Annotated in this window: 20 protein-coding genes; 3 read left to right on the top strand and 17 right to left on the bottom strand. The window is 37.2% G+C overall.

The window, feature by feature from the left end:
• Positions 1-619: 619 nt before the first annotated feature.
• From HMPREF2810_RS10365 to dnaE, 8 genes are all read right to left on the bottom strand, one after another.
• On the bottom strand, positions 620-2149 hold the full coding sequence (locus tag HMPREF2810_RS10365; protein WP_002416339.1) for a HAMP domain-containing sensor histidine kinase: 1530 nt from the start codon (positions 2147-2149) through the stop codon (positions 620-622).
• Between the two features lie 10 nt (positions 2150-2159).
• The gene (locus HMPREF2810_RS10360; RefSeq protein ID WP_002355954.1) at positions 2160-2846 is read right to left on the bottom strand and encodes a response regulator transcription factor; all 687 of its coding nucleotides are present in this window, start codon (positions 2844-2846) and stop codon (positions 2160-2162) included.
• Positions 2847-3003: 157 nt separating this feature from the next.
• On the bottom strand, positions 3004-4425 hold the full coding sequence (gene gndA, locus HMPREF2810_RS10355) for an NADP-dependent phosphogluconate dehydrogenase (protein ID WP_002383445.1): 1422 nt from the start codon (positions 4423-4425) through the stop codon (positions 3004-3006).
• 204 nt (positions 4426-4629) lie between these two features.
• Positions 4630-4809, bottom strand: coding sequence for a 50S ribosomal protein L32 (rpmF, locus tag HMPREF2810_RS10350; RefSeq protein WP_002355952.1), 180 nt, complete (start codon positions 4807-4809; stop codon positions 4630-4632).
• Positions 4810-4865: 56 nt separating this feature from the next.
• On the bottom strand, positions 4866-5435 hold the full coding sequence (locus HMPREF2810_RS10345; RefSeq protein ID WP_002383443.1) for a YceD family protein: 570 nt from the start codon (positions 5433-5435) through the stop codon (positions 4866-4868).
• Between the two features lie 373 nt (positions 5436-5808).
• Complete coding sequence (pyk, locus tag HMPREF2810_RS10340; protein WP_002355949.1) at positions 5809-7566, bottom strand: pyruvate kinase; 1758 nt, start codon at positions 7564-7566, stop codon at positions 5809-5811.
• A gap of 64 nt (positions 7567-7630) precedes the next feature.
• A complete protein-coding gene (gene pfkA, locus HMPREF2810_RS10335; RefSeq protein ID WP_002355947.1) occupies positions 7631-8593 on the bottom strand; it encodes a 6-phosphofructokinase in 963 nt (320 codons plus the stop codon).
• 172 nt (positions 8594-8765) lie between these two features.
• Complete coding sequence (gene dnaE / locus HMPREF2810_RS10330) at positions 8766-12095, bottom strand: DNA polymerase III subunit alpha (RefSeq protein ID WP_002383441.1); 3330 nt, start codon at positions 12093-12095, stop codon at positions 8766-8768.
• Positions 12096-12212: 117 nt separating this feature from the next.
• Here dnaE and HMPREF2810_RS10325 point away from each other — a divergent pair, with 117 nt between their 5' ends.
• Positions 12213-12398 (top strand): YjzD family protein, encoded by a 186-nt coding sequence (locus tag HMPREF2810_RS10325; RefSeq protein WP_002355945.1) that lies wholly within the window; start codon positions 12213-12215, stop codon positions 12396-12398.
• Between the two features lie 54 nt (positions 12399-12452).
• On the opposite strand, the gene HMPREF2810_RS10320 is transcribed toward HMPREF2810_RS10325, so the two are convergent.
• The 3 genes from HMPREF2810_RS10320 to HMPREF2810_RS10310 all read right to left on the bottom strand — a co-directional run bounded on the left by HMPREF2810_RS10320 (position 12453) and on the right by HMPREF2810_RS10310 (position 15992).
• A complete protein-coding gene (locus HMPREF2810_RS10320) occupies positions 12453-13649 on the bottom strand; it encodes a multidrug efflux MFS transporter (RefSeq protein ID WP_002381323.1) in 1197 nt (398 codons plus the stop codon).
• 209 nt (positions 13650-13858) lie between these two features.
• Positions 13859-15265: an NCS2 family permease gene (locus tag HMPREF2810_RS10315; protein ID WP_002355943.1), complete on the bottom strand. Its 1407-nt coding sequence runs from the start codon at positions 15263-15265 to the stop codon at positions 13859-13861.
• Between the two features lie 151 nt (positions 15266-15416).
• The gene (locus HMPREF2810_RS10310; RefSeq protein ID WP_002383440.1) at positions 15417-15992 is read right to left on the bottom strand and encodes a DUF1361 domain-containing protein; all 576 of its coding nucleotides are present in this window, start codon (positions 15990-15992) and stop codon (positions 15417-15419) included.
• A 205-nt stretch (positions 15993-16197) separates the two neighbouring features.
• On the opposite strand from HMPREF2810_RS10310, the gene HMPREF2810_RS10305 reads away from it, so the two are divergent.
• A complete protein-coding gene (locus HMPREF2810_RS10305) occupies positions 16198-17001 on the top strand; it encodes a Cof-type HAD-IIB family hydrolase (protein ID WP_002383439.1) in 804 nt (267 codons plus the stop codon).
• A 115-nt stretch (positions 17002-17116) separates the two neighbouring features.
• On the opposite strand, the gene HMPREF2810_RS10300 is transcribed toward HMPREF2810_RS10305, so the two are convergent.
• From HMPREF2810_RS10300 to HMPREF2810_RS10275, 6 genes are all read right to left on the bottom strand, one after another.
• Positions 17117-18202 (bottom strand): hypothetical protein, encoded by a 1086-nt coding sequence (locus HMPREF2810_RS10300; RefSeq protein WP_002383438.1) that lies wholly within the window; start codon positions 18200-18202, stop codon positions 17117-17119.
• Between the two features lie 142 nt (positions 18203-18344).
• Positions 18345-19955 carry an aspartate 4-decarboxylase gene (gene aspD / locus HMPREF2810_RS10295; protein ID WP_002355939.1) on the bottom strand — a complete coding sequence of 537 codons (1611 nt, stop codon included), beginning with the start codon at positions 19953-19955 and terminating at the stop codon, positions 18345-18347.
• Between the two features lie 159 nt (positions 19956-20114).
• On the bottom strand, positions 20115-20528 hold the full coding sequence (gene ndk, locus HMPREF2810_RS10290; protein ID WP_002383435.1) for a nucleoside-diphosphate kinase: 414 nt from the start codon (positions 20526-20528) through the stop codon (positions 20115-20117).
• A gap of 109 nt (positions 20529-20637) precedes the next feature.
• Positions 20638-21291: a DUF4767 domain-containing protein gene (locus HMPREF2810_RS10285; protein WP_002383434.1), complete on the bottom strand. Its 654-nt coding sequence runs from the start codon at positions 21289-21291 to the stop codon at positions 20638-20640.
• 42 nt (positions 21292-21333) lie between these two features.
• Entirely contained in the window at positions 21334-22278 is a 945-nt protein-coding gene (locus tag HMPREF2810_RS10280; RefSeq protein WP_002383433.1) for an aminoglycoside phosphotransferase family protein, read from the bottom strand.
• Between the two features lie 76 nt (positions 22279-22354).
• Positions 22355-24523: an amidase family protein gene (locus tag HMPREF2810_RS10275; protein ID WP_002416185.1), complete on the bottom strand. Its 2169-nt coding sequence runs from the start codon at positions 24521-24523 to the stop codon at positions 22355-22357.
• Between the two features lie 161 nt (positions 24524-24684).
• Here HMPREF2810_RS10275 and HMPREF2810_RS10270 point away from each other — a divergent pair, with 161 nt between their 5' ends.
• Complete coding sequence (locus HMPREF2810_RS10270) at positions 24685-26922, top strand: ATP-binding cassette domain-containing protein (RefSeq protein ID WP_002383429.1); 2238 nt, start codon at positions 24685-24687, stop codon at positions 26920-26922.
• Positions 26923-26938: the final 16 nt, after the last annotated feature.

Genomic DNA, 26938 nt, shown 5'->3' with positions numbered 1-26938 from the left:
ACCTCGCAGCAACTTTTATATCATAACAAACTTTTGTTTGAATGTCAAGAACTTTTTTTAAAAAGTTTTTTCAAGTTGTTTTGCTTGGTCGTTGTCGTCTGTTGTGACAACTTCTATATCTTATCATTATCTCAGTTGTTTGTCAACAACTTTTTAAAACTTTTTTGTTATTTTATAACAAGTTTTTTTGATCAAATGATTGATTTAAAAGCAATCTCTTTAACGACTTTGTTATTCTAACATGTTATTTATCTTTTCGTCAAGAAAAATTTTCAACTTTTTAAAACTTTTTTCTTAACAAACTGTTTGTCAGAACAGATATTAATATACCAAGGATTTTTCTAAAACGCAACTATTATTTTGCAGAAAAATAACATTTTTTTCAATTTCGAACGATGAATATTTTCTGCAAAGAAAACATTCGTTTCTTTATCTTATAATTCCTTTCCTCTTACTGAAATGTTCGTTATTCATTCGTAAAAAAAAAGCGTGGAGCAAAAATCACTTTGGATTTTTGCTCCACGCTCAAAAACTGATAAACGGCGGGAACAGAAGCAACTCCTTCGGAAATAAGCCGAAATTCTCCAAAAATTAAAGAGCAATTTTCGGAAATTTCTTCTTATTTCTCGGAGCTAAACGGTTCTGTCCCGACCTCCTCTTCTTTTATTCCAGCGATTGGAATAAAAATTCTAAAGATCGTTCCTTGATGCAATACGCTTTCTGCATCAATACGTCCTTTATAGTTTTCGACTAATTGTTTTGCAATCGATAGTCCTAAGCCATTACCACCTTTATTTCTTGCACGGGCTTTATCTACTCGGTAGAATCGATCAAATATTTTCTCCAAGTCTTCTTCAGTGATTCCTTCACCAAAATCTTGCACAGCTATTTCAAATTCATTCATCGTTCGAGAAATGGAAATATGCACTTCTTTTCGATCTGTTGAATATTTAATCGCATTATCTAATAGAATAATTAGCAATTGTTCAAAGTGATTACGATAGATTTTCAGTTCAACTTCGGTTGGTAAATCGTCATCTAATGTGATATGAAACTCAGGATAAACCAATTGGAAGTTATTAAATACTTGGTAGACTACTTGTTTAGCATCTGTTCGTTCATTTGCATATTGGGTGTCCACTTGTTCAGCGCGTGAAAGGTCAAGCATTTCTTGGACCAAACTCTTCATACGACTAATTTCTTGTAAACTGGCCTTTAATGATTCATCTAAAATTTCAGGATCGTCTTTCCCCCAACGATTTAAAAGGTTTAAATGGCCTTCCATAATCGCAACGGGCGTTCTTAATTCATGGGAAACATCTTCAACAAACTGCTCTTGTTGTTCGATGTAGCGTCTCATACGATCTAACATTTCATTAAAGATTTCCGAGATATCTGCTAACTCATCTCTCGTATTAATCTCCGGCATGTGGACATCTGATTGCGGGTCTTTGCGGATTGTATCCATCGTGTCTCTCAATACTTTTAATGGTTTTAAGAAATAAGAAGAGAGGATAAAGCCTAAGACACTACTTACAATCAGAGAAATCACTTCTAAAACTACAAGTGTTAATAATAAATGATTACGAATTTCATAAAAAGAAGAAAGTTCATAAAACGCTTGAATATAGCCAATCTTTTCTCGTGTTTCTTTTGAAAAAATAGGTTCCACGGAATAAAAACCGGTTTTATCAAAAACGGTTCGAACAACAGGTAATTGTCGATCCAATTGTAATAACTTATCATATTCATTTTGCGTTTTAAAAACTAGCTTTTGGTTTGTGTCATACACAGATAAATAAAGTTCTGGTTGTCCTAGTTCAGATATGAAACTGTCCATTTCCATAAACGAACCTTCTACTGCTGTATGCTTATTATAGTAGTTTTCATCTCTTTCACTCGGCGTTTTTAAATAGTCAAAAACGTCTGTTACCGTTAAATTTTCATTGGCATTAGCTAATCGATTTGTTACTTCTGCAATCGTTGCTTCGACATTTTCCTTTTCTTTGGCAACAATAAGACTGACAGAAGACTTATAGGTAATCACCGCAAAAATGGTAAAAACTACAAATATAAAGAAAGAACTTGCGAAAGCCCACTTTATAGTTAAAGATGGGCCTTCCAGTTCTTTTTTAATCGTTCTTTTCATTAATTAGTTCTCACGAACGCATAACGTAGCCAGTTCCACGGACAGTTTGGATGTAGCTTTCTTCTCCAGGTACGTCAATTTTATTTCGCAAGTAGCGGATATATACATCCACAACGTTTGTTTCTACTTCTGTTTCATAGCCCCAAACTTTATTTAGTAACACATCACGTGCCAAGACAACGTTCACGTTTTCCATTAGCGTTAATAGTAATTCGTATTCGCGTTTTGTTAATTCAATCATTTCAGAATTACGACGAACGACACGATTTTCTTTTTCAATTGTTAAGTCACGATATGTAATCGTTGTTTGTTTTGCAACATTTTTATCGCCCTCAATATCAATACGACGAAGTAACGCACGTAAACGAGCTAACAATTCTTCAATTGCAAATGGTTTAACAATATAATCATCCGCTCCATGGTCTAAACCAGAAACACGGTCAATTACTGAATCACGCGCAGTCATCATAATAATTGGTGTATTTTTCACTTGGCGAACACGGCGACATACTTCTAATCCATTCAATTCTGGTAACATCAAATCAAGAAGGATAGCATCCCATTCGTTGTTAAGAGCGGCTTCCAATCCTGTACGACCATTGTAGTGTACTTCTGTCGTATACCCCTCATGTTTTAATTCAAGCTCAACGAATCTCGCTAAGTTCTTTTCATCTTCAATAATTAAAATGTTGCTCATTTGATTAATTGTCCTTTCTCTTTAAAAGCTATACTCAAGCTCAACCTTTTTATTCCTTACTACTTATTAGAGAATTACTACTCAATCTGTCTGGTTCTTTTTTAAGCCACAGTAAAACCATGAGCATGGTGAGCCACACTCATGGTCTCCAGCGTGTTTATTCTTCGTTGTACCAGCTATAATGGTAGATTCCTTCTTTGTCTGTGCGTTCGTACGTATGAGCACCGAAGTAATCACGTTGTGCTTGAATTAAATTCGCTGGTAAGCGATCTGAACGATAAGAATCGTAATAAGCAATTGCAGATGAGAATGTTGGTACAGGAACACCTGCTTGAACAGCAATCGCAACAACTTCACGAACGGCTTGTTGATATTTTTTCGTAATTTCTACGAAGTATTCATCTAACAACAAGTTTTCAAGTGCTGGATTTTTTTCATATGCATCGGTAATTTTTTGTAAGAATTGTGCACGGATAATGCAACCTGCTCGCCAGATTTTTGCAATTTCACCAAATGGTAAATCCCATCCGTATTCTTCAGAAGCTGCACGGAGTTGTGCAAAACCTTGCGCATAACTCATTAATTTACTAAAGTATAATGCTTCGCGAATTTTTTCAATCAATTCTTTTTTATCGCCTGCAAAGTCAAAGGCTGCAGGTTTTGATAAAATGCCACTTGCTTTTACGCGTTCTTCTTTGTAAGCTGAAATAAAACGTGCAAATACTGATTCTGTAATTAATGGTAATGGTACGCCAAGATCTAACGCACTTTGGCTTGTCCATTTACCTGTTCCTTTGTTGCCTGCTGCATCAAGAATAACATCAACGATTGGTTGGTCGGTTCCTTCATCATCTTTACGTGTCAAAATGTCAGCCGTGATCTCAATAAGGTAACTGTCTAATTCGCCTTCGTTCCATTCTTTGAAAATCTCTGCCATTTCATCAACAGATAAACCTAAGATTTGTTTCATTAAATCGTAGGATTCAGCAATTAATTGCATGTCCCCATATTCAATCCCATTATGAACCATTTTTACATAATGTCCAGCACCATTTGGGCCAATGTAAGTCACACATGGTTCACCGTCTTCTGCTTTAGCTGAAATTTTTTCAAGAATTGGCGCAACTAACTCATACGCTTCTTTTTGTCCGCCAGGCATGATAGATGGTCCTTTCAAGGCTCCTTCTTCTCCGCCAGAAACGCCAGTACCAATAAAGTTAATTCCTGAGTTTGCTAGTTCTTCATTACGTCGCATTGTGTCTTTGAAGAACGTATTACCGCCATCAATTAAGATGTCGCCTTTATCAAGGTGTGGTAACAATTCTTGGATTGTCGCATCTGTTGCAGGTCCAGCTTTAACCATCAACATAATTCGACGAGGTTTTTCAATTGCATTCACAAATTCCTCAATTGAGTATGTTGCTTGAAAGTTTTTGTCAGGATGTTCTTCAACCACTTCTGTTGTTTTTGATCCTGTACGGTTATACAGCGCAACTGTATAGCCTCTGCTTTCAATGTTTAAAGCAAGATTTTTTCCCATGACAGCCATGCCGACTACGCCAAATTGTTGTTTTGTCATTTTATGACCTCCTATATTATAATCAACGAAAATTCTATGAGCATTCTCTTATAATCCTCACTATTATAACGCACTATCTTTCATATGAAAACAATATAGTGCCAATAAATTTCCAATTTCTTCATATTTTCTTAAAAAAATACAAATCCCCTAGGCTCCATGGTTAGCCTAGGGGATTCAACATTTCAAAAAATGTTTTTATGCTTATGCTTCTTTAGACATTACGTCTTTTCCATCGTAGTGACCACATGCTGGACATACGTGATGGCTTTTTTTCATTTCACCACAGTTTGAGCATGCATTTAAGCCTTTGATTGTTAATTTGTAGTGTGTGCGACGTTTTGCTTTTTTCGCTTTAGAAGTTCTTCTAGCTGGTACTGCCATTGTTGTTCCACCTCCTTGTAAAGATGCGTGTATTTACATACACAATATATTCCAACCTAGCTGTTATCTTCCTTTTCAGCATTATCGCTGAGTAATTCTGATAGTTTAGCCAGACGAGGATCCACTGTTTGTTCTGCTGCTTTCTGCTTACTTTCCAAATATGCTTCTTCTGAAATCACTTCCCAGTCATTGCCACTTGGCATTTCTTGACTGTTTTGTTCTTCTTCTGTAAGCACTTGAATTGGAATGGACAATAGAATGTTGTCTTCGACAGATTCATCTAAATCAATTGTTGGCTTGTCCAATAAAATAATCTCTTCAGCTGCAAATCGTTCATCTCTTGTATCCATTTGTTCTTTTGTCATAAAGACTTCATCGACCGTGATTTGCATTGGCAAAGCCACAGGTTCTAAAGAACGGGATGAAGGAACGGTTACAGTTACCTGAATAGTGTAATGAAGTAAATATTCTGATTTATTGACTGCTAATAAGCCTTCTACTTTGATTGGACTTACATCCAACAAGGTATCATCTCGTTGAAGAAGCTCTTCTTTAAGATGCAATGTTTCTGAAAACACTAGCGGCTCTTCTTTGTATTTATTTAATTCTAACAAAGACCACTTCATAATTATCACTCCTAAGCAACAAAAGCTATTATACAGGGGTATGAAAGCTTTGTCAATGAAATTTTCTTGACAGCCCTTTCTTATTTCCTGTTTTTCTTTCGTTTTTTTTATAATTGTTTTTCTGTTGAAGATAACTTAGCGCTTATTTAATTAAATAACAAAATTTTTGTGTGAAATAACATAAATAATTTAAAACTCAGACATAACTTTACTATTTGCGCCCAACTCTTTATTTACTGAATACGTGTTTTCTGAACATTTCGTACTACTGTCTTCCTTGTAAAAAAAGCTGAGACAAACTGACGAATCGGTTTGTCCCAGCTTTGCGTCCGAGTACATATTGCTTAAAATCAAATGATTGAATTAATTAGACTTAGATAGCTGTTGTTGCTCCGCGGTAAACAATACCACGACGAGGATCAACAGTAATCACTTCGTCATTATTAATTAATGATGTTGCATCTGCAGCACCTACGATAACTGGAATATTTTGTGCAATCGCTACAACAGCTGCATGAGAAGTTAAACCACCTTCTTCAACAACTAATGCTGATGCTTTTTCAATTGCAGGCATGTATTCTTTATCTGTTGTTTTTGTAACTAAAATAGCTCCTTCAGTCGCTTTAGCAACTGCTTCTTCAGCAGTTCCTGCAACAACGGCTTTTGCAATAATTGCTTCTTCGCCGACACCTTGACCTTGAACTAATTTAGAACCGATCATTTGAATTTTCATTAAGTTTGTTGTGCCTTTTTCGCCAACTGGAACACCAGCAGTGATAATGATTAAATCACCTTCTGAAGCATAACCTTCTTCTTGTGATACTTTTGAAGCTAAGTTAAACATTTCATCTGTGCTTGATGGTTTGTCAGCAACTGTTGCGTAAACACCCCATGATAATGATAAGCTACGTGCTTTTTGTTCTGAGAACGTAATTGCAACGATATGTGCTTTTGGACGGTATTTAGAGATCATACGTGCTGTATGGCCTGATTCTGTTGCCGCAACGATTGTTTGGATACCCAAATTACGTGCTGTATGGCCAACAGATTGTCCGATTGCTTCAGTCATATCTGTTTTGCTATATAATTTCAATGCGAATGAATCTTGGTTAACTAATGTTTCTTCTGTACGAACTGCAATACGAGCCATTGTTTGAACAGCTTCTAATGGGTAATCCCCTGCTGCAGTTTCGCCTGATAACATTACTGCATCTGTTCCATCGTAGATTGCATTTGCTACGTCATTTGCTTCCGCACGTGTTGGACGTGGGTTACGTTGCATTGAATCTAACATTTGTGTTGCAGTGATAACTGGTTTACCTAAAGCATTACATTTTTTAATTAAAGCTTTTTGGACAACTGGAACATCTTCTGTTGGAATTTCAACACCCATGTCACCACGAGCAACCATTAAACCATCAGAAACTTTTAAGATTTCATCGATATTATCGATACCTTCTTGGTTTTCGATTTTAGGAATGATTTGGATGTGTGTTGCGTTTTCTTCTTCTAAAATTTTAGTGATTTCTAAAACGTCAGAAGCACGACGAACGAAGCTAGCTGCGATAAAGTCAATTCCTTGACCAATTCCGAAACGGATATCGTTAGCATCTTTTTCAGTGATCCCTGGTAAGTTTACAGAAACGCCTGGTACGTTAACGCCTTTTTTGTTTTTCAAGACGCCTTCGTTTTTAACAACTGTTACGATTTCGTTTGCATCACGGTCGATATCAGTTACTTCTAAATCGATTAAACCATCATCTAAAAGAATGTGTGAACCTACGTTTACATCATTGATTAATTCTGGATAAGTGATTGAGAATTTTTCATTTGTTCCTAAAACTTCTGTCATAGAAATACGTACTGAATCACCAATTTTCATTGTGATTGCGCCATTTTCCATGTCATTTGTGCGGATTTCAGGACCTTTTGTATCTAGTAAGATCGCTACGCGTTTCCCTGTAATTTTTACAGCTTCACGAATGTTTTTAATACGAGCACCATGCTCTTCGTAGTCACCATGTGAAAAGTTCAAACGGCAAACATTCATACCTGCATTAATTAAGTTTACTAGCATATCAACGGATTCACTAGCTGGTCCAATCGTACATACGATTTTCGTTTTTTTCATTACTAAAACGCTCCTATTCCAAATTTGTTTATACAAAGCTAATAAGATTAGCTAATATACAAGATTAAAAAGAAATTTCATGATTTAACTCATAAAGAGATAAATCTGGTTTGTGTTTATTGTTTTCTAACGTGTCAATAATATCAGCTGCAACTACTTGGTTATCTAACATACCGATACATAAACCGCCTTTGCCTTCTTTTAGAAGTTCAACAGCATATGACCCAAATTTACTTGCTAATACACGGTCACGAGCACTTGGCGAGCCCCCACGAACCACGTGTCCTAAAATTGATACACGCGTATGGAAATCACCGTATTCAGAAAGTTTATCAGCAAATTCATTTCCGCCCATTACGCCTTCTGCTAAAATGATTAAGCAATGTTTTTTCCCGCGGTCGCGGCCTTCTTGAATACGTTTGGCAACATTTTTCATATCAAAATCATGTTCAGGAATAATGATTTCATCTGCTCCGCCTGCCACGCCTGACCACAATGCGATATCACCAGCGTTACGTCCCATTACTTCGATAACGAATGTACGAACATGAGAAGTTGCTGTATCACGAATTCGGTCAATTGATTCCAAAACAGTGTTAATCGCTGTATCAAAACCGATTGTGAAATCTGTTCCAGGAATATCATTATCAATTGTTCCAGGAATTCCAACAGCGGGGAAACCACGTTTTGTCAAAGCCATTGCGCCATGATAAGAACCGTCTCCACCAATAACAACTAAGCCTTCAATACCGAATTTTTTCAATTGTTCGATTCCTTTTAATTGCCCTTCTTCAGTAGCAAATTCAGGATAACGAGCAGAGTACAAGAATGTTCCACCACGTTGAATCTTATCGCCAACGTCAGCAACATCTAAACGACGGATGTCGCCTGCGACTAAACCGGCAAATCCATAGTTAATACCGTAAACTTCGATTCCATCAAAAATACTTTTGCGTACGACTGCACGAATTGCAGCGTTCATTCCAGGGGCATCTCCCCCGCTGGTTAAAATACCAATGCGTTTCATTCGCTATTTCACCTCATATAATATACTTTCAACTGCCAAAAGAAACCTTTTCGCAAAAATTGATATACAAAAATATTACGTCATTCATTTTACCATTAAAGAACCAAAATGTCTTGAGTTAAGAAGAAAAAAATGAAAAAAGTTGAAAACAACTAGTATTTTTTACCGTAAATCATTTGAAAATGACGTTTTGCTCACCTAAAACGTAAGCTAATTGTTGCTGACTAGCGCTTGTATGAGCGACCCAATTTTCTTCATTTAATACTATTTTCTTTCCTGTTTTTTCAAAATAGACAATCACTGGAATGTGTCCAGCATGACGACTGAGTACCTCTTTCATTTTCTGAAAAACGTCCGTTTGTTCGACATCTTTTGTAATTCTGATAAAACACGTTTCGTCACTAATTGATGTTTCTACTTGTTGGGCTTTTTCTATTCGTTGAACCAATATTTGCAATTCTTGATTGTACGTACTGCGTTCCACTTTTCCTTCCACATAATAAACTTGCCCTTTCTCGACACTCTGTCTTAACTGGCGAAAAACAGTTGGGAACAATGTTAGTGAAATACTTCCTGTTGTATCATCCCCATCAACAAAGGCCATTTGTTCTCCCTTTTTGGTCCGAATCGTCCGAATGTTTTTGACATAAATCAATAATTTCGTGGACTGATTTTCAACAAGTTCATGAACAAGTTGCGTTTGCTTGGCTAAGCGTGTTTTTTTGAACTCTTCTGTCGGATGTCCTGATAAATAGACCCCTAAATATTGTTCTTCTTGTTCTAGTCGCTCTTCTAGCGGATAATCGGCAATTTCTTCTTCCTTGGGCTTCAACGTTTCTAACAAATCCATACTACCACCGCTGAGAAGAATACTTTGGATATTACTCTCTAAACCTACCGCTAATTGACGGCGATTGGGTGCAATTTCGTCAAATGCACCGATGGCAATCAATGGTTCGATATTTTCAACTTTCAACCACTTACGATCAATTCGCAAAAGAAACTCATCGAACGTTTTGTACGGTCCATTTTCTCGGCGTTCATTTAAAATATTTTGAATGAAGTCTCGGCGGATTCCTTTTAAAGAACTAAAACCAAATAAAATTTGCTGTTGCTGATTTAGGTAAAAGCTGTAGTGACTTTGGTTAATTGACGGCTGCAAAATCGTCTGCTTGTTTTTTCTAGCTTCGCCAATATATTCTTTAATTTTTGTTGGATTATGACGAACAGAATGCAACAATGCGACATAAAAAGCACTCGGATAATGAACCTTCAAGTAAGCCATTTGAAAACCAATAAAGGAATAGGCAAATGCATGCGAGCGGTTAAAGCCATAATTAGCAAAGCGCTCAATATAATCGTACACTTGGTTAGCTGTTTCTTGGGGATAGCCTTGTTGTAACGCACCATTAACAAAATGATTCCGTTCTTCATCTAGCACATCTTTTTTCTTTTTACTAATGGCCCGACGTAAAATGTCAGCTTGCCCTAAAGAGAAGCCTGCCATTTTCGCAGCAACTTGCATAATCTGCTCTTGGTAAACAATAATTCCGTACGTATTTTCTAAAATGGGGGCGAGACTAGGCTCTGGATAACTAATTTGTTCCAAGCCTTTTTTCCGGCGGATGAAAACATCAATATTTTGCATCGGACCAGGACGATACAAGGCATTGACAGCAGCAATATCTTCAATGCTAGTTGGTCCTAATTTTCTTAATACATTCCGAATTCCAGCAGATTCAAACTGGAAAACACCACTTGTTTCCCCTTTTCTAAATAAAGCCAGCGTTGTTTCGTCATCTAATGGAATCTGATTTAAATGAATGGTTTGATTATAGACGCGTTTAATAGCTGTGAGGGTATCATCAATGATAGATAAATTTCTTAAGCCCAAGAAATCCATTTTCAGAAGACCAATTTTTTCAACATCATTCATAGTAAATTGGGTCAATAAAATTTCATTCGATCCTAGTTGTAACGGAACCAAATTCAAAAGATTTTCATCACTAATTACCACACCTGCTGCGTGCGTAGAAACATGGCGAGGCAATCCTTCTAGCTGAACAGCTGTTTTATAGAGCAATTGATTATTTGGCGAAAAATTGACCAATTCTTGCATCCGTTTTGACTCTTGGTATGCTTCTTCTAACGTAATTTTCAGCTTGTTTGGGACAGCTGCCGACCAACGATTCGCTTCACTCTGGGACAACCCGAAAACACGTGCAACGTCCCGTAAAACCATTTTCGCAGCCATCGTACCAAACGTGGCAATTTGCGCCATGTGATAATGACCATATTTTTGACTGACATAAGCTAAAACTTCCTCCCGCCGATTATCAGGAATATCTAAATCAATATCGGGCATCGTGTAGCGTTCCGGATTCAAAAAACGTTCAAAAAGCAAATCATATTTGATTGGATCTACATCTGTAATTGATAACACATAGGACACTAAAGAGCCCGCAGCTGAACCTCGGCCAGCGCCTGTAACAATTTGATTGTTATGACAGAAGTCCATCACATCCCAAACGATTAAAAAGTAATCATCAAAGCCCATATTGTGAATGATGGTTAACTCTTTTTCTAATCGTTTTTGGTAAACTTCATTTAGATGAGGCACTCTTTCTGGTAATTTTTCTAAACACAATGTGCGTAAATAAGAACCAGCCGTTTGATTATCAGGCACAGGAAAATGCGGTAATAATTTTTGATGTAAAGGAATGTCAACTCGGCAATTTTCAGCTAGCTGAATCGTATTCTGGACCACTTCTGCACCAGCTATTTGAAGCATTTGTTCCATCGTCGTCTCTGCTTCACGCAAGTAATTCAGACCTTCTATTTCCGGTGTTTGGCTTGTAATATTCAATTGATTATTTTCTTTGATGCTCTCAAGAACAGTTACGGCAAAGCCTTCTTCCCTTGTTAAATGACGTACCTCTTGCAAAGCCACGCCAGGTAATTGTTCTCTTTGGTAAAAAGAAAAGAGCGCTGGATTGCGTTGTTGATTCATTGAAAAAGAATGTTCAACAAATAACGACTGGGGATCAAAATATGAAGCAAGTTGTTGGAAAGCGTGAACCGCTTGTTGTTCATCTTCAAAAAATGTTTGGGCGACTTCTCCTTTAGCTGACAAAGTCACGGCAAATAAATCACTTAATAAGGATTGATGTTCTGCTAAGTAAAAGGGACCCTCTGTCGTCATTTTGCTGCTAGATAGTTGCATTAATTGCTGATACCCTTTTAAATTTTTAGCAAATAAAAGCAATTCGGAATGCCCTTCTTTTTCTGCTGGGGTATATTCTAATCTTAAACCGATAATTGGTTGAATTCCCGCTTCTTGGCATGCTTCATAAAATTCAACCGCCCCATGCAAGACATTGATATCGGTAATCGCTAATGTTTGATAACCTAACGCTTTCGCTTGTTTTACATAGGAACGAATCCTAACCGTACTAGATAAAAGCGAATAGGAAGTAACGGTATGTAATTGTGGAAATGACATTGGACAGCTCCTTTTTGAATCCTTGCTATTTTTTGCCTCTTCTCTTATTTTCCTATCGCGGATTCTTTACTTTTAAAGAAAATATGCTAAACTAAGAGCTAGAAAAGAGGTGCTCATATGCGTTATCTTGTTGTATTTTTCTGGACCTTCGCATTAGGCCAAGTCGTTGGATATATCGGCGGTGCATTATCTGGTGGTTCATACGACTTTAAAATGACAACGATTCTATCGTTGGCAACAGCCGTTATTATTTTATTAATTGCACACTTTGCAGTACCGAAAGAAACCAAACCTGTTAAATAAGAAAAAACCAGTTACTAAAGTTATTGTAACTGGTTTTTTTATCTTTTCAACTGTTTAGAGCTTTTTATTTAAAACTTTTCGGAAATTAAAGAAGGACAACCCAATGTTTCCTAAAACGAAACAAGCGGTTACCAGAAAAACAGAAGAATAGCCAAAACCATGGGCAACTGTTGACCCTACCATCGGTCCTAAAACTTGACCGAAATTACTACACATCTGATTGTAACTATAAACTCTACTTACGCCCTCCGTTGGCGTTATTTTACTAATTAACGTATTAATTGATGGCATTAATGCGCCTGTTGAAAAACCTAAAAGGAATCGTAAAACGCCTAACTGAAAAGGTGTTTGCACAAACGCCATGGGAATGTAACAAATAAAAGAAAGAATTAATCCGCCTAATAAAACTTTTTGGTTCCCAATGCGGTCCCCAATTTTTCCCAAAGTTGGAGAAGAAATAATTGCTGAAACGCCGGCAATCGAAACAATCAAACCACTAACAAATAATACATTCTCTGTATCGCCACTTAAAGATCGAATATATAGCGTTAAGATTGGGCTGATACTTGTAATTCCTAATTGTAAAATTAACGTAGTCACAAACAAACCAATCAATACTGAAACATGATCCATCTTACTAAAAATTTCTTTCGTCGTTAATAAATCCTTTTTCTCAACTGGTTGAAAATCTTCTTTAACTAAAAAGATAGTCAACAACGTTGTAATGAATAAAATAACGCCGGTAATAATAAAGACATTTTCCATTCCAAACCACTGTGCCAACGCACCGCCAATCGATGGCGCAATTAACGTCCCAGCAATTGCACCTGTTGATAATGTTCCTAGAGCCCAGCCATTTTTCTCTTTTGGCGCCTGCGACGCAATCATCGCTGTTGCGTTAGGAATATAGCCGGATAAAATCCCGTTCATAAAACGCATAATCAGCAGCCAGTATACATTAGGGACAAACGCTAACGCCCCCATTGTGATCGTCATTCCTGCTGCAGCCCGAATCATCATAATTTTCCGACCTTTTCGATCAGCTAAATTTCCCCAAATCGGCGCAACAATCGCAGCAGCAAATGCCGTGACAGAAATTGCCAATCCAGAAAACAACTCTACTTGACTCTTAGGCGTCCCTAATTGTTCAACATATACTGGAATAAACGGCATAACTAAGCTAATACTCGCCCCTGTAAAAAAGCAACCAATCCATGCGACTAATAAATTCTGCTTCCATTTTATTTTCATACTTTTATCCACCTTATCACCTCTTCACCTACCACTATACTCTAAAAGAGTGAATCTCTCAAAAGAAAATTCTTTTAAAAAAAAGTCTGACAGACCGGTCAAAACGACCAATCTGCCAGACTTCTTAACACTTGGGCTTAAGATAAATAGCTGAATAAATGCAACACCTTCGAAGCTAACCGCTGTTATCTCAGCCTCACTTCTGTTTACTATAAAATAGCTAAGATTACAAAGTTTAAGATAAACAACGCATCAATGACCCAAATAATTGGTGAAACTTCTTTGGCTTTCCCTTTGACTACTTTCACCACTGCATAAAAGATGAACCCAGCAGCAATCCCATAAGAGATGCTATAACATAATCCCATGAAAATTGAAGCAAAAAATGCTGGAATCGCATCTTCTAAATCCGTCCAATTGATGTCTTTGAAAGAAGCTAACATCATAATTCCCACTAAAATTAACGCTGGAGCCGTAGCTTGTGCCGGCACAATAGCAATAAGTGGTGAAAAAAGACTACTTAGGGCAAATAGAATTGCTACCACTACCGATGTTAAACCTGTTCGACCACCCGCACCGATTCCTGCTGCACTTTCTACATAAGTTGTCGTATTCGATGTACCAAAAATCGCACCGATAGATGTTGCAATAGCATCTGCAAATAGAGCTTTGTCCATTTTAGTGCTAAAACCCTTACTATCTTCTAAAGCTAATTCATCTTCTTTAGAGAAAATTCCTGTTCGACGTCCCGTACCAATAAATGTTCCAATTGTATCAAACGTATCTGATAAACTGAAGGCAATAATGGTCATTAAAACTTGAGGAATTTTTGAAGAATCGCTAAACAATGACTGTAAGCCCTCAGCACCAAAAGCAGCGCCAAAAGTTGTACCTAATTCTTTAAATGAATTGCCCAACGAATTAGCATGCCAATCAACCGAAGCAGTGTCTACCACCCCCATTGGAATTGCGACTAACGTAGTAACCACAATGCCAATTAAAATAGCCCCACGAACATTGGTGACAACTAAAATCGTTGTTAAAACTAACCCAATTACCGCCAAAATAATAGCTGGATTATCAAAATTTCCTAAAGCGGGCACGATACTCGAACCATTCACAACACCATTTTGAGGTTCTGCTTGTACTGTGAAACTTAGTAAGCCAGCATTTTTCAACCCTACATAAGCGACAAAAATTCCAATCCCACCACCAATAGCATGTTGTAAACTCTCTGGAATTGCTTTAATAATCATTTTGCGAATTTTTGTCACTGTAATCAAAATATTAATCAAACCACAAATAAAAACCATTGCTAATGCTTGTTGCCAAGTATACCCCATCCCAAAAACGACCGTAAACGTGAAGAAAGCATTGAGTCCCATTCCCGGTGCTTGAGCGTAAGGTACATTAGCAAACAGCCCCATAATTAATGTACCGATGATTGAAGCAATAATGGTCGCTAAAAAAACAGCCTGAAAAGGCATCCCTGTTTCTGAAAGAATGGACGGATTAACAAATAAAATATAACTCATTGCAAAAAAGGTCGTAACCCCCGCCATTATTTCAGTTGATACCGTTGTCTTGTTTTCCTTTAATTTGAAAAACGTATTCATAATTGCACTTCTCTCCCTTAAAATCCATGTTTTCGAATAATTACTCTTTGATTATAAGAGAATCGCTATCTTTTTACAACAAAATATTAACTATTATATATATTTATCTATATAATGTTCGTATTTTGCGGATATAAAAAAAGAAAAAGCTTTACATTGCTTCTTCTTTTCCTAATAATTGGATTAGCCCAAACAACAGCATCTGTAGAAACATCATTAATAAAATAAACATTAATTTTTGAAGGGACCAGTCAAAAAAGATAATTTTCACTGTTTCAATTGGATTCATAAAAAGATAGACACTGTGTAATCGATCAAAACGTCCAACATAAATCGCCAAAGCAGACAAGAAATGAAGGCTGGCTTGAAAGCCTATAATTGTTCTATAGCCGCAATAACTTTGCAATTTCTGGCTAACAGTTGTTACTGTTTTCATCCCTAAAAGTCCATATATAACAATCCCGCTAGTTAAGCAAACAAACGCCCACCAATCACCAATTTGGTTTGCAAAAATCGTATTAAAGCCTCGATAAATAGATAGCGTTTCTAAATGAAAAAAATCCGTAAATAGGTACGGCGCATTAGGATAAAAAATTAACCAAGCAAAACCTATCAACCAATCCCTTTTACGTTTTTCTGCGTTTAAAAGATAACTAAGTTCAATTGGAATGTAGGCTAACAACACGTTCAACGCCATAAAATGAAAATGCGTAGCAAATAACCACATATAGATACAATAGATTAAGGTGATCACTCGTAAATAATTTCTAGAATTTTTCAAGATGCTCTGCGCTCCTTTTTCAAACGGTTTATTTTAGTGTAGCATACTTCTTAAGCTTTTTTTTAAACCTTATAAATGAACATGCTTCTCCCCTTGATAATCTTCGGTTTTATGCTAGACTGAGTAAAAGGCATTTAGGAGGAATTTTTACTTGAAAAAATTAATTGCTATTGATTTAGACGGCACAACATTAAATGCACAGTCTTTAATCAGTCCAAAAACCGAACAAACACTAAAAAAAGCGATTGACAACGGTCATTACGTCAGTATTGCCACTGGACGTCCCTATAGAATGAGTCATCAATTTTACCAACAACTTGGCCTAACGACCCCTATGGTTAACTTTAACGGCGCTTTAGTTCACATTCCAGAGAAAAAATGGGACTTGGAAAGCGAAGCCAATATTGAGCGTGACCTAGTCTTTGACATTTTGGCACAGAAAAAAGAATTACAATTAGATTTTGTTGCTGCTGAAAACAAAGAAACATTTTATATCGATACGTTAGATGGGTTCGATCCGAAATTTTTTGCTTCCAAAGCAACCTTAGATAATTTACTTAATGCTAAAAATTTACGAACCAATCCTACCTCAATGATGGTTCGGACCACGCCAAACCAAGCTGAAAAAGTTGCTGATACATTGACAAAACAATATGGTGATTATATTGATGTCCGCACTTGGGGCGGTCCAATGCCTATTTTAGAAATGGTCGCAAAAGGAATTCAAAAGGCCCATGGCGTTGATCAAGTGGCGAACTTTTTATCTGTCAAACCAGCTGATATCATTGCTTTTGGCGATGAACATAATGACGAAGAAATGTTAAGTTATGCTGGTTGGGGTGTTGCTATGAACAATGCCACGGATAAAATTAAATCCGTAGCCAACGATGTCACTGAAAAAACAAATGATCAAGATGGTTTAGCAGATTACTTAGAAAATTATTTAGATCTATAAAAGGCTAAAATAAAAGTATTTCTTTAAAAAGAACTCACTTTGGTTTAGCTGATAATCTTAAGATTACAAAAGTAGGGCATAAGTCGAAACGACTTATGCCCTACTTTCGTTTTTCTTATTCCTTCAATGAATTTTGAAACGTGCTGATTTTTTCAGCCAATCTTTGATAAGTCGTAAAAGACGGATGCTGTAGCTCTTGTTCTTCGTTAACGGATAAAGTTTGTTGTGTCGTAATGGCCTTTGTTAGTGCATCTACAAAATGAATAAAAGAATTGTTGGTTTGTTTATTATATCCTGGTGAATAATATTTCGATTGACGATAAAAAGGCCGCAGGGCTGTTTCTGTGATTTTTTCCTGTTCATCTGAAAAGTATTCATCATAGCTGACATGTTTTATTTTCTGCTCTTCTGTTATCACTTGAAGTCGACCGATTAGGCCATTACCTAAATCTTCTGCGTAACCGATATACGTTTCTTTCGATGGCTCTTTTAGCCAAGTGTCCATCTCTGCTGCTAAAGGCATTAAACCTTCACGAGCAGAAGTTGATGAACCGCGTACCGTATAAAAATTACCTGTGACACGATTTTCGTCACGCATTTGTTTTTCTACATAAGTAATACCATTAACAACGGTGACTAACGTATCGTCTGTACGCGTGTTGCTTGCTTGAAATCCAGGATAATCCGACAGGCGTTTGTTGACACCCGAATAGCGTGTATCGTAATAAGGATCACTAGCAAACTCTGTAAACTCAACATTCAGAATCCGTTGCGTTTCAGGTTCCGTAATAATCTCTACAATGCCGTAATTTCCGCCAGTAAATACACCTTCATTTTTATAATAGTTACCCGTCATTAATCCCAAAGGCGGTTGATTGGACCAAAACATTTTTTCCTTTTTTTCTTCTGGTGTATATTTTGCTGGTGGGGTTGTCCCAAATGTCGTTTGTGTGGCCCCTGTAACCACTTCGTACGTGTATTCATGAGAATCAAAAGTCAATTGATTAGCAATCAGTTCGTCATTTTTAGTCGGCGCTTGTTTTTCCACCGCAGAAGTCGTTTGATTGGTGACGGTAACTTGCTTCACTTGCTTTGTCTCTTGCGGTCCACTTGTTGTTTGTTTCGTTGACTCTTGATCTGGCGCACAACCAACCAAAATAAATAATCCGATAAAAACCAACATTCCTTTAATATGTTTCATTCACTTTTCTCCTTTTTATAAACGCTTAATTTCCTCTTATCTCCAGTGTAGCAAACATTTATAAACCAAAACTGACGGAAAAATGAATAAATAATAAACAAAAACGCTAAGTCTCCTACAGCTTAAGAGACTTAGCGTTTTTTTATTTAATTGCTTGGCGCTTTTGGCGCAACCACTCTTCTTTAATGTGTTCAGATAGGCGAATCATTCGTTTACCAACTTCACTATATTGGTTAGTAGCTAAATTGGCTAAAGAAATTCGAACTGACCATTTGTCACTCCCGAAAGCATCCGCTTTTAAAAGCATTAATTTTTCTTTTTCTGCTAAAGAGGTTAATACTTTTGTGATCGTCCACGATTTCGTTAAATAACTTGAAAATTCTGGGCCATAACGTTTTTCTGTCCAGTCTCTAAAGTTAATTTCACAATAGTATGCTGTATTTAAACTTGCTAAAGGCTCTTCAATGCCTAAGGTGCGAAACAAGAGCTTTTCACGCGTATGACAAATATCCATCACTTCGTCTTTATATGCTTGACCGTCTTTTAACAAAGCATACAAACTAAATAAAGCCATCATCGCTTGCTGAATAGAAGAAAGTCCCGCTGCATGGTTCAACGCAATATCGCGGCTGTCTGCGACCAAGCGGCTGATAAAGTTAATTTGGCTTGTGTCTGCATTCAATGTAGCATAACGTGCCTGTAATTCCATTTTTCGAGCCACTGGCAATTCTTTTAATAATTGATCAAAGATGTTCTCTTGGCTGACCGCAATGGTCCCCACACGCCAACCGGTAGCGCCAAAGTATTTAGAATAAGAATAGATACAAGCTGTATTGTAAGGTAACTCCGTAAATAATGAACGGAAAGCTGGCACAAAGGTTCCGTAAACGTCATCTGTTAAAATCATTAACTTAGGGTTATCCACTGCAACGATTTGTTTGATTTGTTCAATGGTAGGTTTTCCCATAGCATTAGCAGTTGGATTGCTGGGATTTACGACAAAAACCGCTTTGATGGACGGGTCTTTTAGTTTATCAATTTCCTTGTTTGAGTATTGATACGTCGTTTTTCCATCAATAATCATTTGCTCTGCTTTGATTTTAACTACGTCAAAATCATAACGTGGTAGTTCTGGAATTTCTAGATAAGGAGCAAACGTTGGTAATAACAACGCAATACGATCACCTTTTTCTAGTAAATAATTATTTGCCAACGTATCAAACAAGTAACAAATCCCTGCTGTACCACCTTCAACGGCAAAAATATCAAACGGTTGTGCTTCACTGGAAAATAATTCTTGATTTAAATATGCTTTAATCGGTTGTTCACACGCCTTCAAGCAACGAACAGGATTCGGATAATTATCCCCAATCACATAGTCTAACATGGCATCTAACCACATTTCCTTATCCATCCCAAAATAGTTATGCTCTGCTGTCCAAATTTCTTGTAAGAAGGTTGCCCCTTTGCTAGGATTTTCTGCTAAAAAGTTTAAGAAGCGTTGCGTTCTACCAAAACTTGGCTGAATCATACCAGCCGTTTGTTCGCTCCCCTCTCTTAAGGTTTCTTTTGTAGCAAATTGACCTAATAAAAAAAAGGCTTCCCTTGGTGTTGGCGCCGTCCAATTAGGATTGCCTCGCCCTGCATTTAGCAATGTTTCTAAATTATGATTTTCTTCATGTAATTTCTTCTCTAAAAATAGACTTAATTCAAACGGACTAAGGTTTTCTGTCAATTCATCACTTGTTATCATTTTATCCTCCTGAAGCACACGCAGTCATTTAGTATTTAGTATGTAGTCTATACTACTCTTCTACCTCCAGATGTCAACCATTTAAGCGGAATATTCTGACAATTAATAAAAAAGAAACAATCCTTTATAAAAAATAAAGGATTGCTTCTTTTTTGATGATTAACCAAAGAACCGTTGCATCTCAATTTTTGCTGATTGAACAGAATCAGAAGCATGGATTAAATTTTTGGTGACAGACAACCCATAATCCGCTCGTAAGGTGCCACTTTCAGCATCTAACGGATTCGTTGCTCCAACTAATTTACGCACTTTTTTAACCACATTGTCCCCTACAACGACCATCACAACCACTGGGCCACTTGTCATATAGGCTAATAATTCAGGGAAAAATAGTTCATCTTTTAAATGCTCATAGTGTTCCTTCACTGTTTCTACTGTTAGTCGTTCGAATTTAAGGTGCAATAAGTCAATACCTTTATCTTCAAAACGTTGAATGATTTTGCCAACTAACTTTCGTTCAACGCCATCTGGCTTAATAATTACTAAACTTGTTTCCTTCATTTTTTCTTCCATCCCTTTCAAAACTTCCTTTTGCCCTTTCCCAAGGGGTAGCTACAGAATAAAATGAAAGCGGATACTTTGTCAATGATAAATTTTCTTTTCCTTTTGATTAAATAAAAAATTAAAGATTATTCACAAGGTTTGTGAATTGTTCTTTCAGTTCTGTATTACTTGTTTCTTTTAAAAACAAATAAGGTTGCTCTTCTACTGGCTGTTCTTTACTCACATAAACTTTGGCTTCACCATTCACTAAAGTAAATAAATAGACATGCTTCTGGGCAACTTGTGTCGCACTGTCAGAGTATACTGCCACCAGACAATAACCCCCTTCGTTGCCAGTTTCTGACCAATTTAACCAAATGGGATTGTTCCCAATAGCTGGTTGTATTTTAGGTTCATAACTCAATAAATCATCAGGCACTTGAATCGTGTAAAAAGCTACAGAGTGACCTGGTTGGTACGCTTGATAGTTCTGATTGCGTTCTTGACCCCAGGTTTCCATGTATTGTCCTAACTGTTTTGCTTTTTGCTGATTCCAAATCGTCCCTTCTTCTGTAACTAATTCAGTTAATTCTTGTGTTTGCGTTGTTTGCTCTAATTCCAACGCCGTGGTTTGACTAACTTCGGTTGCTGAAATTGCTCTTGTTTCTTCAGTATTTACATTGTTTGTTTGTACGGTTCGCACTTTCTGTGATTCCTCTTTCGATTTTTGCCAACCACAGCCAGATAAAACGCTTCCAACAACCGCTATCATAATAATCCCGTTTAGTTTCATTCCTTAAACTCCTGTTTTTATTTTTATTCTATCGAAATAAACCTAAAATCTCAATCCCTTTCTTTGGATAGTTGAAAACCATTTGGGAACTAGTAATTCTCCACAATTATAGTCCTCTAGTAATTGTTGGTATTGCTGTTCCATAGTCCTGATTTCTTTTTCACCAAAGCTCAGTGCCCAAACTAAAGAATAGAGTCCTGCGTGAAAAGTATAAAGCTTTTGAAACTGCCAAAATAAGGTAGGAACTTTCCCAGCAAAATAACCTTGTAATTGACCATAAGCAAACAATGGCGAAACCTTTCTTGAAAAAAATTGTAACTTGTAAAATTCTTCATAAGGATCCCCAAAATCCCATCGATTAAAATCAATCACACCGGCCTGCCTAGTTGGCAAGTAAATAAAATTTCCTACATGGAAATCTCCATGCTGATAAACCACAGGCCGTTGTTGCAATAACGGTAATTGTTTTTCTAAATATGAAATTATTGGCTGCTGGTACGGCATACAAAATTGAGATTCCTTATACTTATTTAGTTGGCTCTGCTTTTTTTCGTATAAATTTCGCGCAATCTCTCTTTGACTAATCCTTTCAGGCAACAAAAGCTTATGGATTTTGTTTAAATAGCGGCCTGCCTCTACGCCTAAGTTCAGTTGTCTTTTAGGAGAAATAGCGGGTAAAACATCGCTTAAGTCTTCACCTTCTAGATACGTTAATAACATGTATCCTTGTTCACTTTCAGGAATAGGTGCACATAAAAAAGGTTTAGAACTGGGAAATCCTAACGCCGCTACTTTTTTGATAAATTGATATTCTTGTTGTTTGGCTAATAACTCTTCTTGTTGAAAAATTCGCAATAAAAAGGTTTCTTGATTTTTGGTAACTTTAAACTTTAAATCAGTTGACCAACCACGGTGAATAGCTTCAACTTTTTGCCATTGCTGAAACGCTGGAATCTTCTCAAACGCCCTCATTACTTTCGCCTCCATTTCCCTATTGTTTTTAGTATACCAAAGAAAAAAGGCTGGAGACAATTGGGGATAAATTGTCTCTAGCCTTCACTGGTTATCGTTTTCTAGTTTTCCTTATATAAATCGTTCCACTCGTTACTAAGAAAGCTCCTCCTAAAACAATCCAGAAAGTACTAGGTACTTCTGCACCTGCTTTTGGTAATACTTTTTTGGGAAGCTGTTCTTGTTTCCCAATCATACTTTTATTAGAAAAAGCATGCGTACTTTCTGTTGATTTGGTTCCCTGATTTACTGATGAATTCAGCGAATTATCTAAGGATGACTCACTAGTAGTTTTTCCAGCTTTGTCTGGGTTTTGGTTTTGGTTTTGGTTTTGGTTTTGGTTTTGATCTTTTCCTTCGATTGGTCCTTCACTTGTTTTTGTTTCTTTGCCTTTATCTGGTTCGCCACTTGCATTTGGTTCTTTATCTTTATCTGGTTCGCCACTTGCATCTGGCTCTTTGTCTTTTTCTGGTTCTTCTACATGTGGTTGATTTATCTTGTGGTTATTTTCAAATAAAGCGCCTAATTGTAGCAATGTTCGGTCTTCATTTAATGCACTATTAAATTGAATCCCCAAAGGCAGTCCTTCTTTTGAAACGTAAGTTGGCACACTTAATGCTGGATGTCCAAATAAATTTGCTTGTTGTGTAAACGGTGTATATGTGAACGCCGTCAGCCATTGGTCATAAATCAATTGTTTTTGTTCTGCTGGTGACAATTGATCAATTTTTTCCATCTGTGCTGCATGTTCTGGTTTTAGTAACGGATTATCAATACTAGGTGCGGTGGCAGCTGTCGTTGGTGTTAATAAGATAGGATACTGTTGATAAAATTCGTCCATCGCTTGTGCTTGTAAAGCAATATCTGTCCAAGCCGCAGTTGTCTCTTCACTCGTTATATTTTTTCCTGTTTGAAAAAGCGCCCATGTTAACAGTTCTACATCATTTCGTTCAAGCGGTCTTTTCAATTTCTGCCGCGCCATAAAATCGGCAATTCCTGCTGAGCCAGCAGCTACAGTATAATAATTTTTCATTAAACGTTCCCCATCAACAGGGTGCTTCACTTCAACCAATGTGTACCCTTGGTCTTTTAAAAAAGCAACAGCTTCAGCGACCGCCTCTTTTGCTTCGGCACTTACAGGCGTTCCGGCAGGGGATTCTGTTGTATAAGCAATGGGTTGCGCTTGACTTAAATGTCCCGCAGGAAGATCTTTTTTGGTTAATAAGGTTTCAAATAATGCATTTGTATCCGCCACGGTTCGACTTAGACCAAAGTGAACAGTTTGACCTTTTGCACTATTAGAATTACCAATGATTACTCCTCTAGAAGGTTTCAAGCCTACGGTGCCTGTCCAAGAAGCAGGGATGCGGATAGAACCACCAGCATCACTTCCAGAAGCAATGGGAACAAATGCCGCGGCGACACTAGCACCCGCTCCGCCTGAAGAACCACCTGAATAATGGTTAGGATTCCATGGATTGACGGAAACGCCATATAACTTTGAATCTGAAATATTCTTCCAACCTAATTCTGGATAATTCGTTTGACCAATGATTATGAATCCAGCATTTTGTAGTGCTTTGACAAAGGTCGATGTCCCACCAGCTACTTGATCTTGGAGAAAACCAAAACCGTTCGTGTTGCTTTCACCTTTCAAGGATTGTCCTAACCCTTTTAGTAAGAGCGGCACACCTAGAAATGGTTGACCTGTATCTTGTAAAGCTTTTGCTTCTGTCAAAGCCGCTTCTTCTCGTAAAGTAATGACCGCATTTAATGTAGGATTTTCACGTTTAGTGATGGCCAACGCAATTTTTACTAATTCTTCGCTCGTTACCTTTTTTTCTCTTACTAAAGTTGCTAACTCCAGTGCAGTTGCTTGTTTATAATCTGCTTCTGAAAAAACATTCTCTGCAGAAACAGCTTTTCTATCTGTATCACTATTTTGTATCTCATTTGTGGTTTCAGTAGTTACTGCCACCACATTTCCGCTACTGCTTTCGGCGATTGCCGAAGAGGATTCTTTTTCCTGCATCACCGTTTGGCTAGTAGTTTCAGATTCCAAATTAGCTACAGTCTGACTGGTTTCTGTTGTTACTGATTCCGTCTCTGTTTGAACGGTTGTTTCTAGTATACTTTCTTGTGCCAACATTGGTACCCCTACCAGTGTTTGGCTAATTAATAAAATAATCCCTAACTTTTTGAACAAAATCGACTTCTTCATAAGTCACATCCTTTATCTATTAATACAGATAAAAAATCTGTATTACTTATAGCATAAATGAAAGCGATTAAAAAGTAAAGTTCTCTTGAAAATTCCAATGTTCAACTTTTAGGCTAGGTTCTTTTTATATGCTAAAATAGAATAGAAACGGAGGTTTTTTAATGGAATGGATTGAAATTAAGCACGCAACACAAAATAATTTGAAGAATGTCTCTGTCAATATCCCTAAAAAGCAACTAACTGTTGTTACTGGACTTTCGGGTTCAGGAAAGTCCTCCTTAGTATTTGACACATTAGCCGCTGAATCACGTCGTGAACTAAATGATACATTTAGTTCGTTTGTTCAAAATTACTTACCCAAATATGGTCGTCCAGAAGTTGAAAAAATCGAGAATCTTCCTGTTGCAATTGTCATTGACCAGAAAAAAGTAGCAGGCAATTCTCGTTCGACAGTGGGAACGTATACAGATATTTATACGTTTTTACGTTTGTTGTTTTCACGAGCAGGTTCTCCATTTGTTGGTTATTCAGATACTTTTTCGTTTAATCATCCGGATGGAAAATGTCCAACATGCGACGGCTTAGGAAAGATTACCGAAATCAATCTTCATCAGCTAGTTGATTATGACAAATCATTAAACGAAGGGCCTATCGATTTCCCCACATTTACAGTTGGCAACTGGCGGTGGAAGCGTTATGCCCATAGTGGTCTATTTGATTTGGATAAAAAAATCAAGGACTATTCTCCTGAAGAGTTAGCATTATTTTTATATGCTCCACAACAAAAACTAGCTAATCCACCCAAAGAGTGGCCTCATACAGCTTTGTATGAAGGAATCGTCCCGCGCATGCAACGTAGCATATTGCATACAGACGAAGGCAAACGTCATCAAAAATACCTTAATCACTTTGTTACCGTAAAAAGATGTCCTGATTGTTTAGGAAGTAGAGTCAATGAACGTGTTCGTAGCTGCAAAATTAATCAGAAAAGTATTGCTGATGCTGTTGACATGCCACTCACTGAATTACATTCTTTTATTCGTTCAATGGACCTATCCTTAATAAAAAATATTCAAGAAGAGCTACTTGTACGTCTAGAAGCATTAATTAATATCGGTCTCTCCTACCTCACATTAGGACGAGCAACTGAAACACTTTCTGGTGGTGAAGCACAGCGGATTAAAATTGCTAAGTATGTAAACAGCGCCTTAAACGATATTATGTATATTTTAGATGAACCAAGTGCTGGCTTACATCCAAAGGACATCGAACGGATCAGTCGTGCGTTGCTCAATTTAAAAAATAAAGGAAACACCGTGGTTCTGGTGGAACACAATCCACAATTAATTAGAGAAGCTGATTTTATCATCGATATAGGACCTTTCGCAGGCGAAAATGGTGGCCATGTCCAGTTTTCAGGAACGTATGACGCATTTCTAGCCTCCAAAACCTTGACTAGTCAAGCGCTTCAAGAGCCGCTCCCTTTAAACGACCAACCAAGAAAAGCAAGGAAGTCTTTAACAATCGAACATGCGACACTGCATAATTTAAACAATCTATCTGTCGAAGTTCCGTTAGGAGTTTTGACTGTTATTTGTGGGGTCGCTGGTTCAGGTAAATCATCATTAGCGGAAGAAATTTATCAAAAAGCCCAAGCTGATAACCAAGAAATTATTCATCTTTCACAAAAAAGCATTACCGCAAATTTACGATCCACACCAATGACCTATCTCAATATTTTTGATAAGGTCCGCAAACTGTTTGCGGAAGAAAATCATGTTAGTCCAGCTTTATTTAGCTATAATTCCAAAGGCGCCTGTCCTACTTGCAAGGGGAAAGGCATAATTGTCTCCGATATGTCTTTTATGGAGGATGTTACTAGTATTTGCGAAACCTGTCACGGAACGCGTTACAAAGAAGAGGTGCTTCATTATCTGTATAACGGAAAAAATATCGTTGAAGTACTAGCTTTAAGCGTTAAAGATGGCTATGATTTTTTCAAAGACCAGCCTTTTGCTCTTTCATTAAAAAATTTACTGGAAGTTGGCTTAAGCTACCTTAAACTCAATCAATCGCTCTCAACATTATCTGGTGGCGAATTGCAAAGGGTAAAATTAGCAGACACACTTCACCAAAAAAAAGCTATCTATTTAATGGATGAACCTACAGATGGTTTACACTTAATTGATATCCAACAAAGTCTTCAACTTTTCAATCGAATGGTAGAAGAAGGAAACAGCTTAATTTTATTAGAACATCACATTGACGTGATTAAAAGTGCCGACTGGTTGATTGAACTAGGTCCCGAAGGTGGAGAAAATGGCGGACAGCTTCTTTTTACAGGAACCCCAGCAAATATGCTAAATTCCACTCATTCTATTACTAAAGGCTATCTATAAAATAATTGGAACAATA

The organism is Enterococcus sp. HMSC078F03, from assembly GCF_001811595.1.
GTDB lineage: Bacteria > Bacillota > Bacilli > Lactobacillales > Enterococcaceae > Enterococcus > Enterococcus faecalis.
This window is presented reverse-complemented; position numbering and strand designations above follow the sequence as displayed.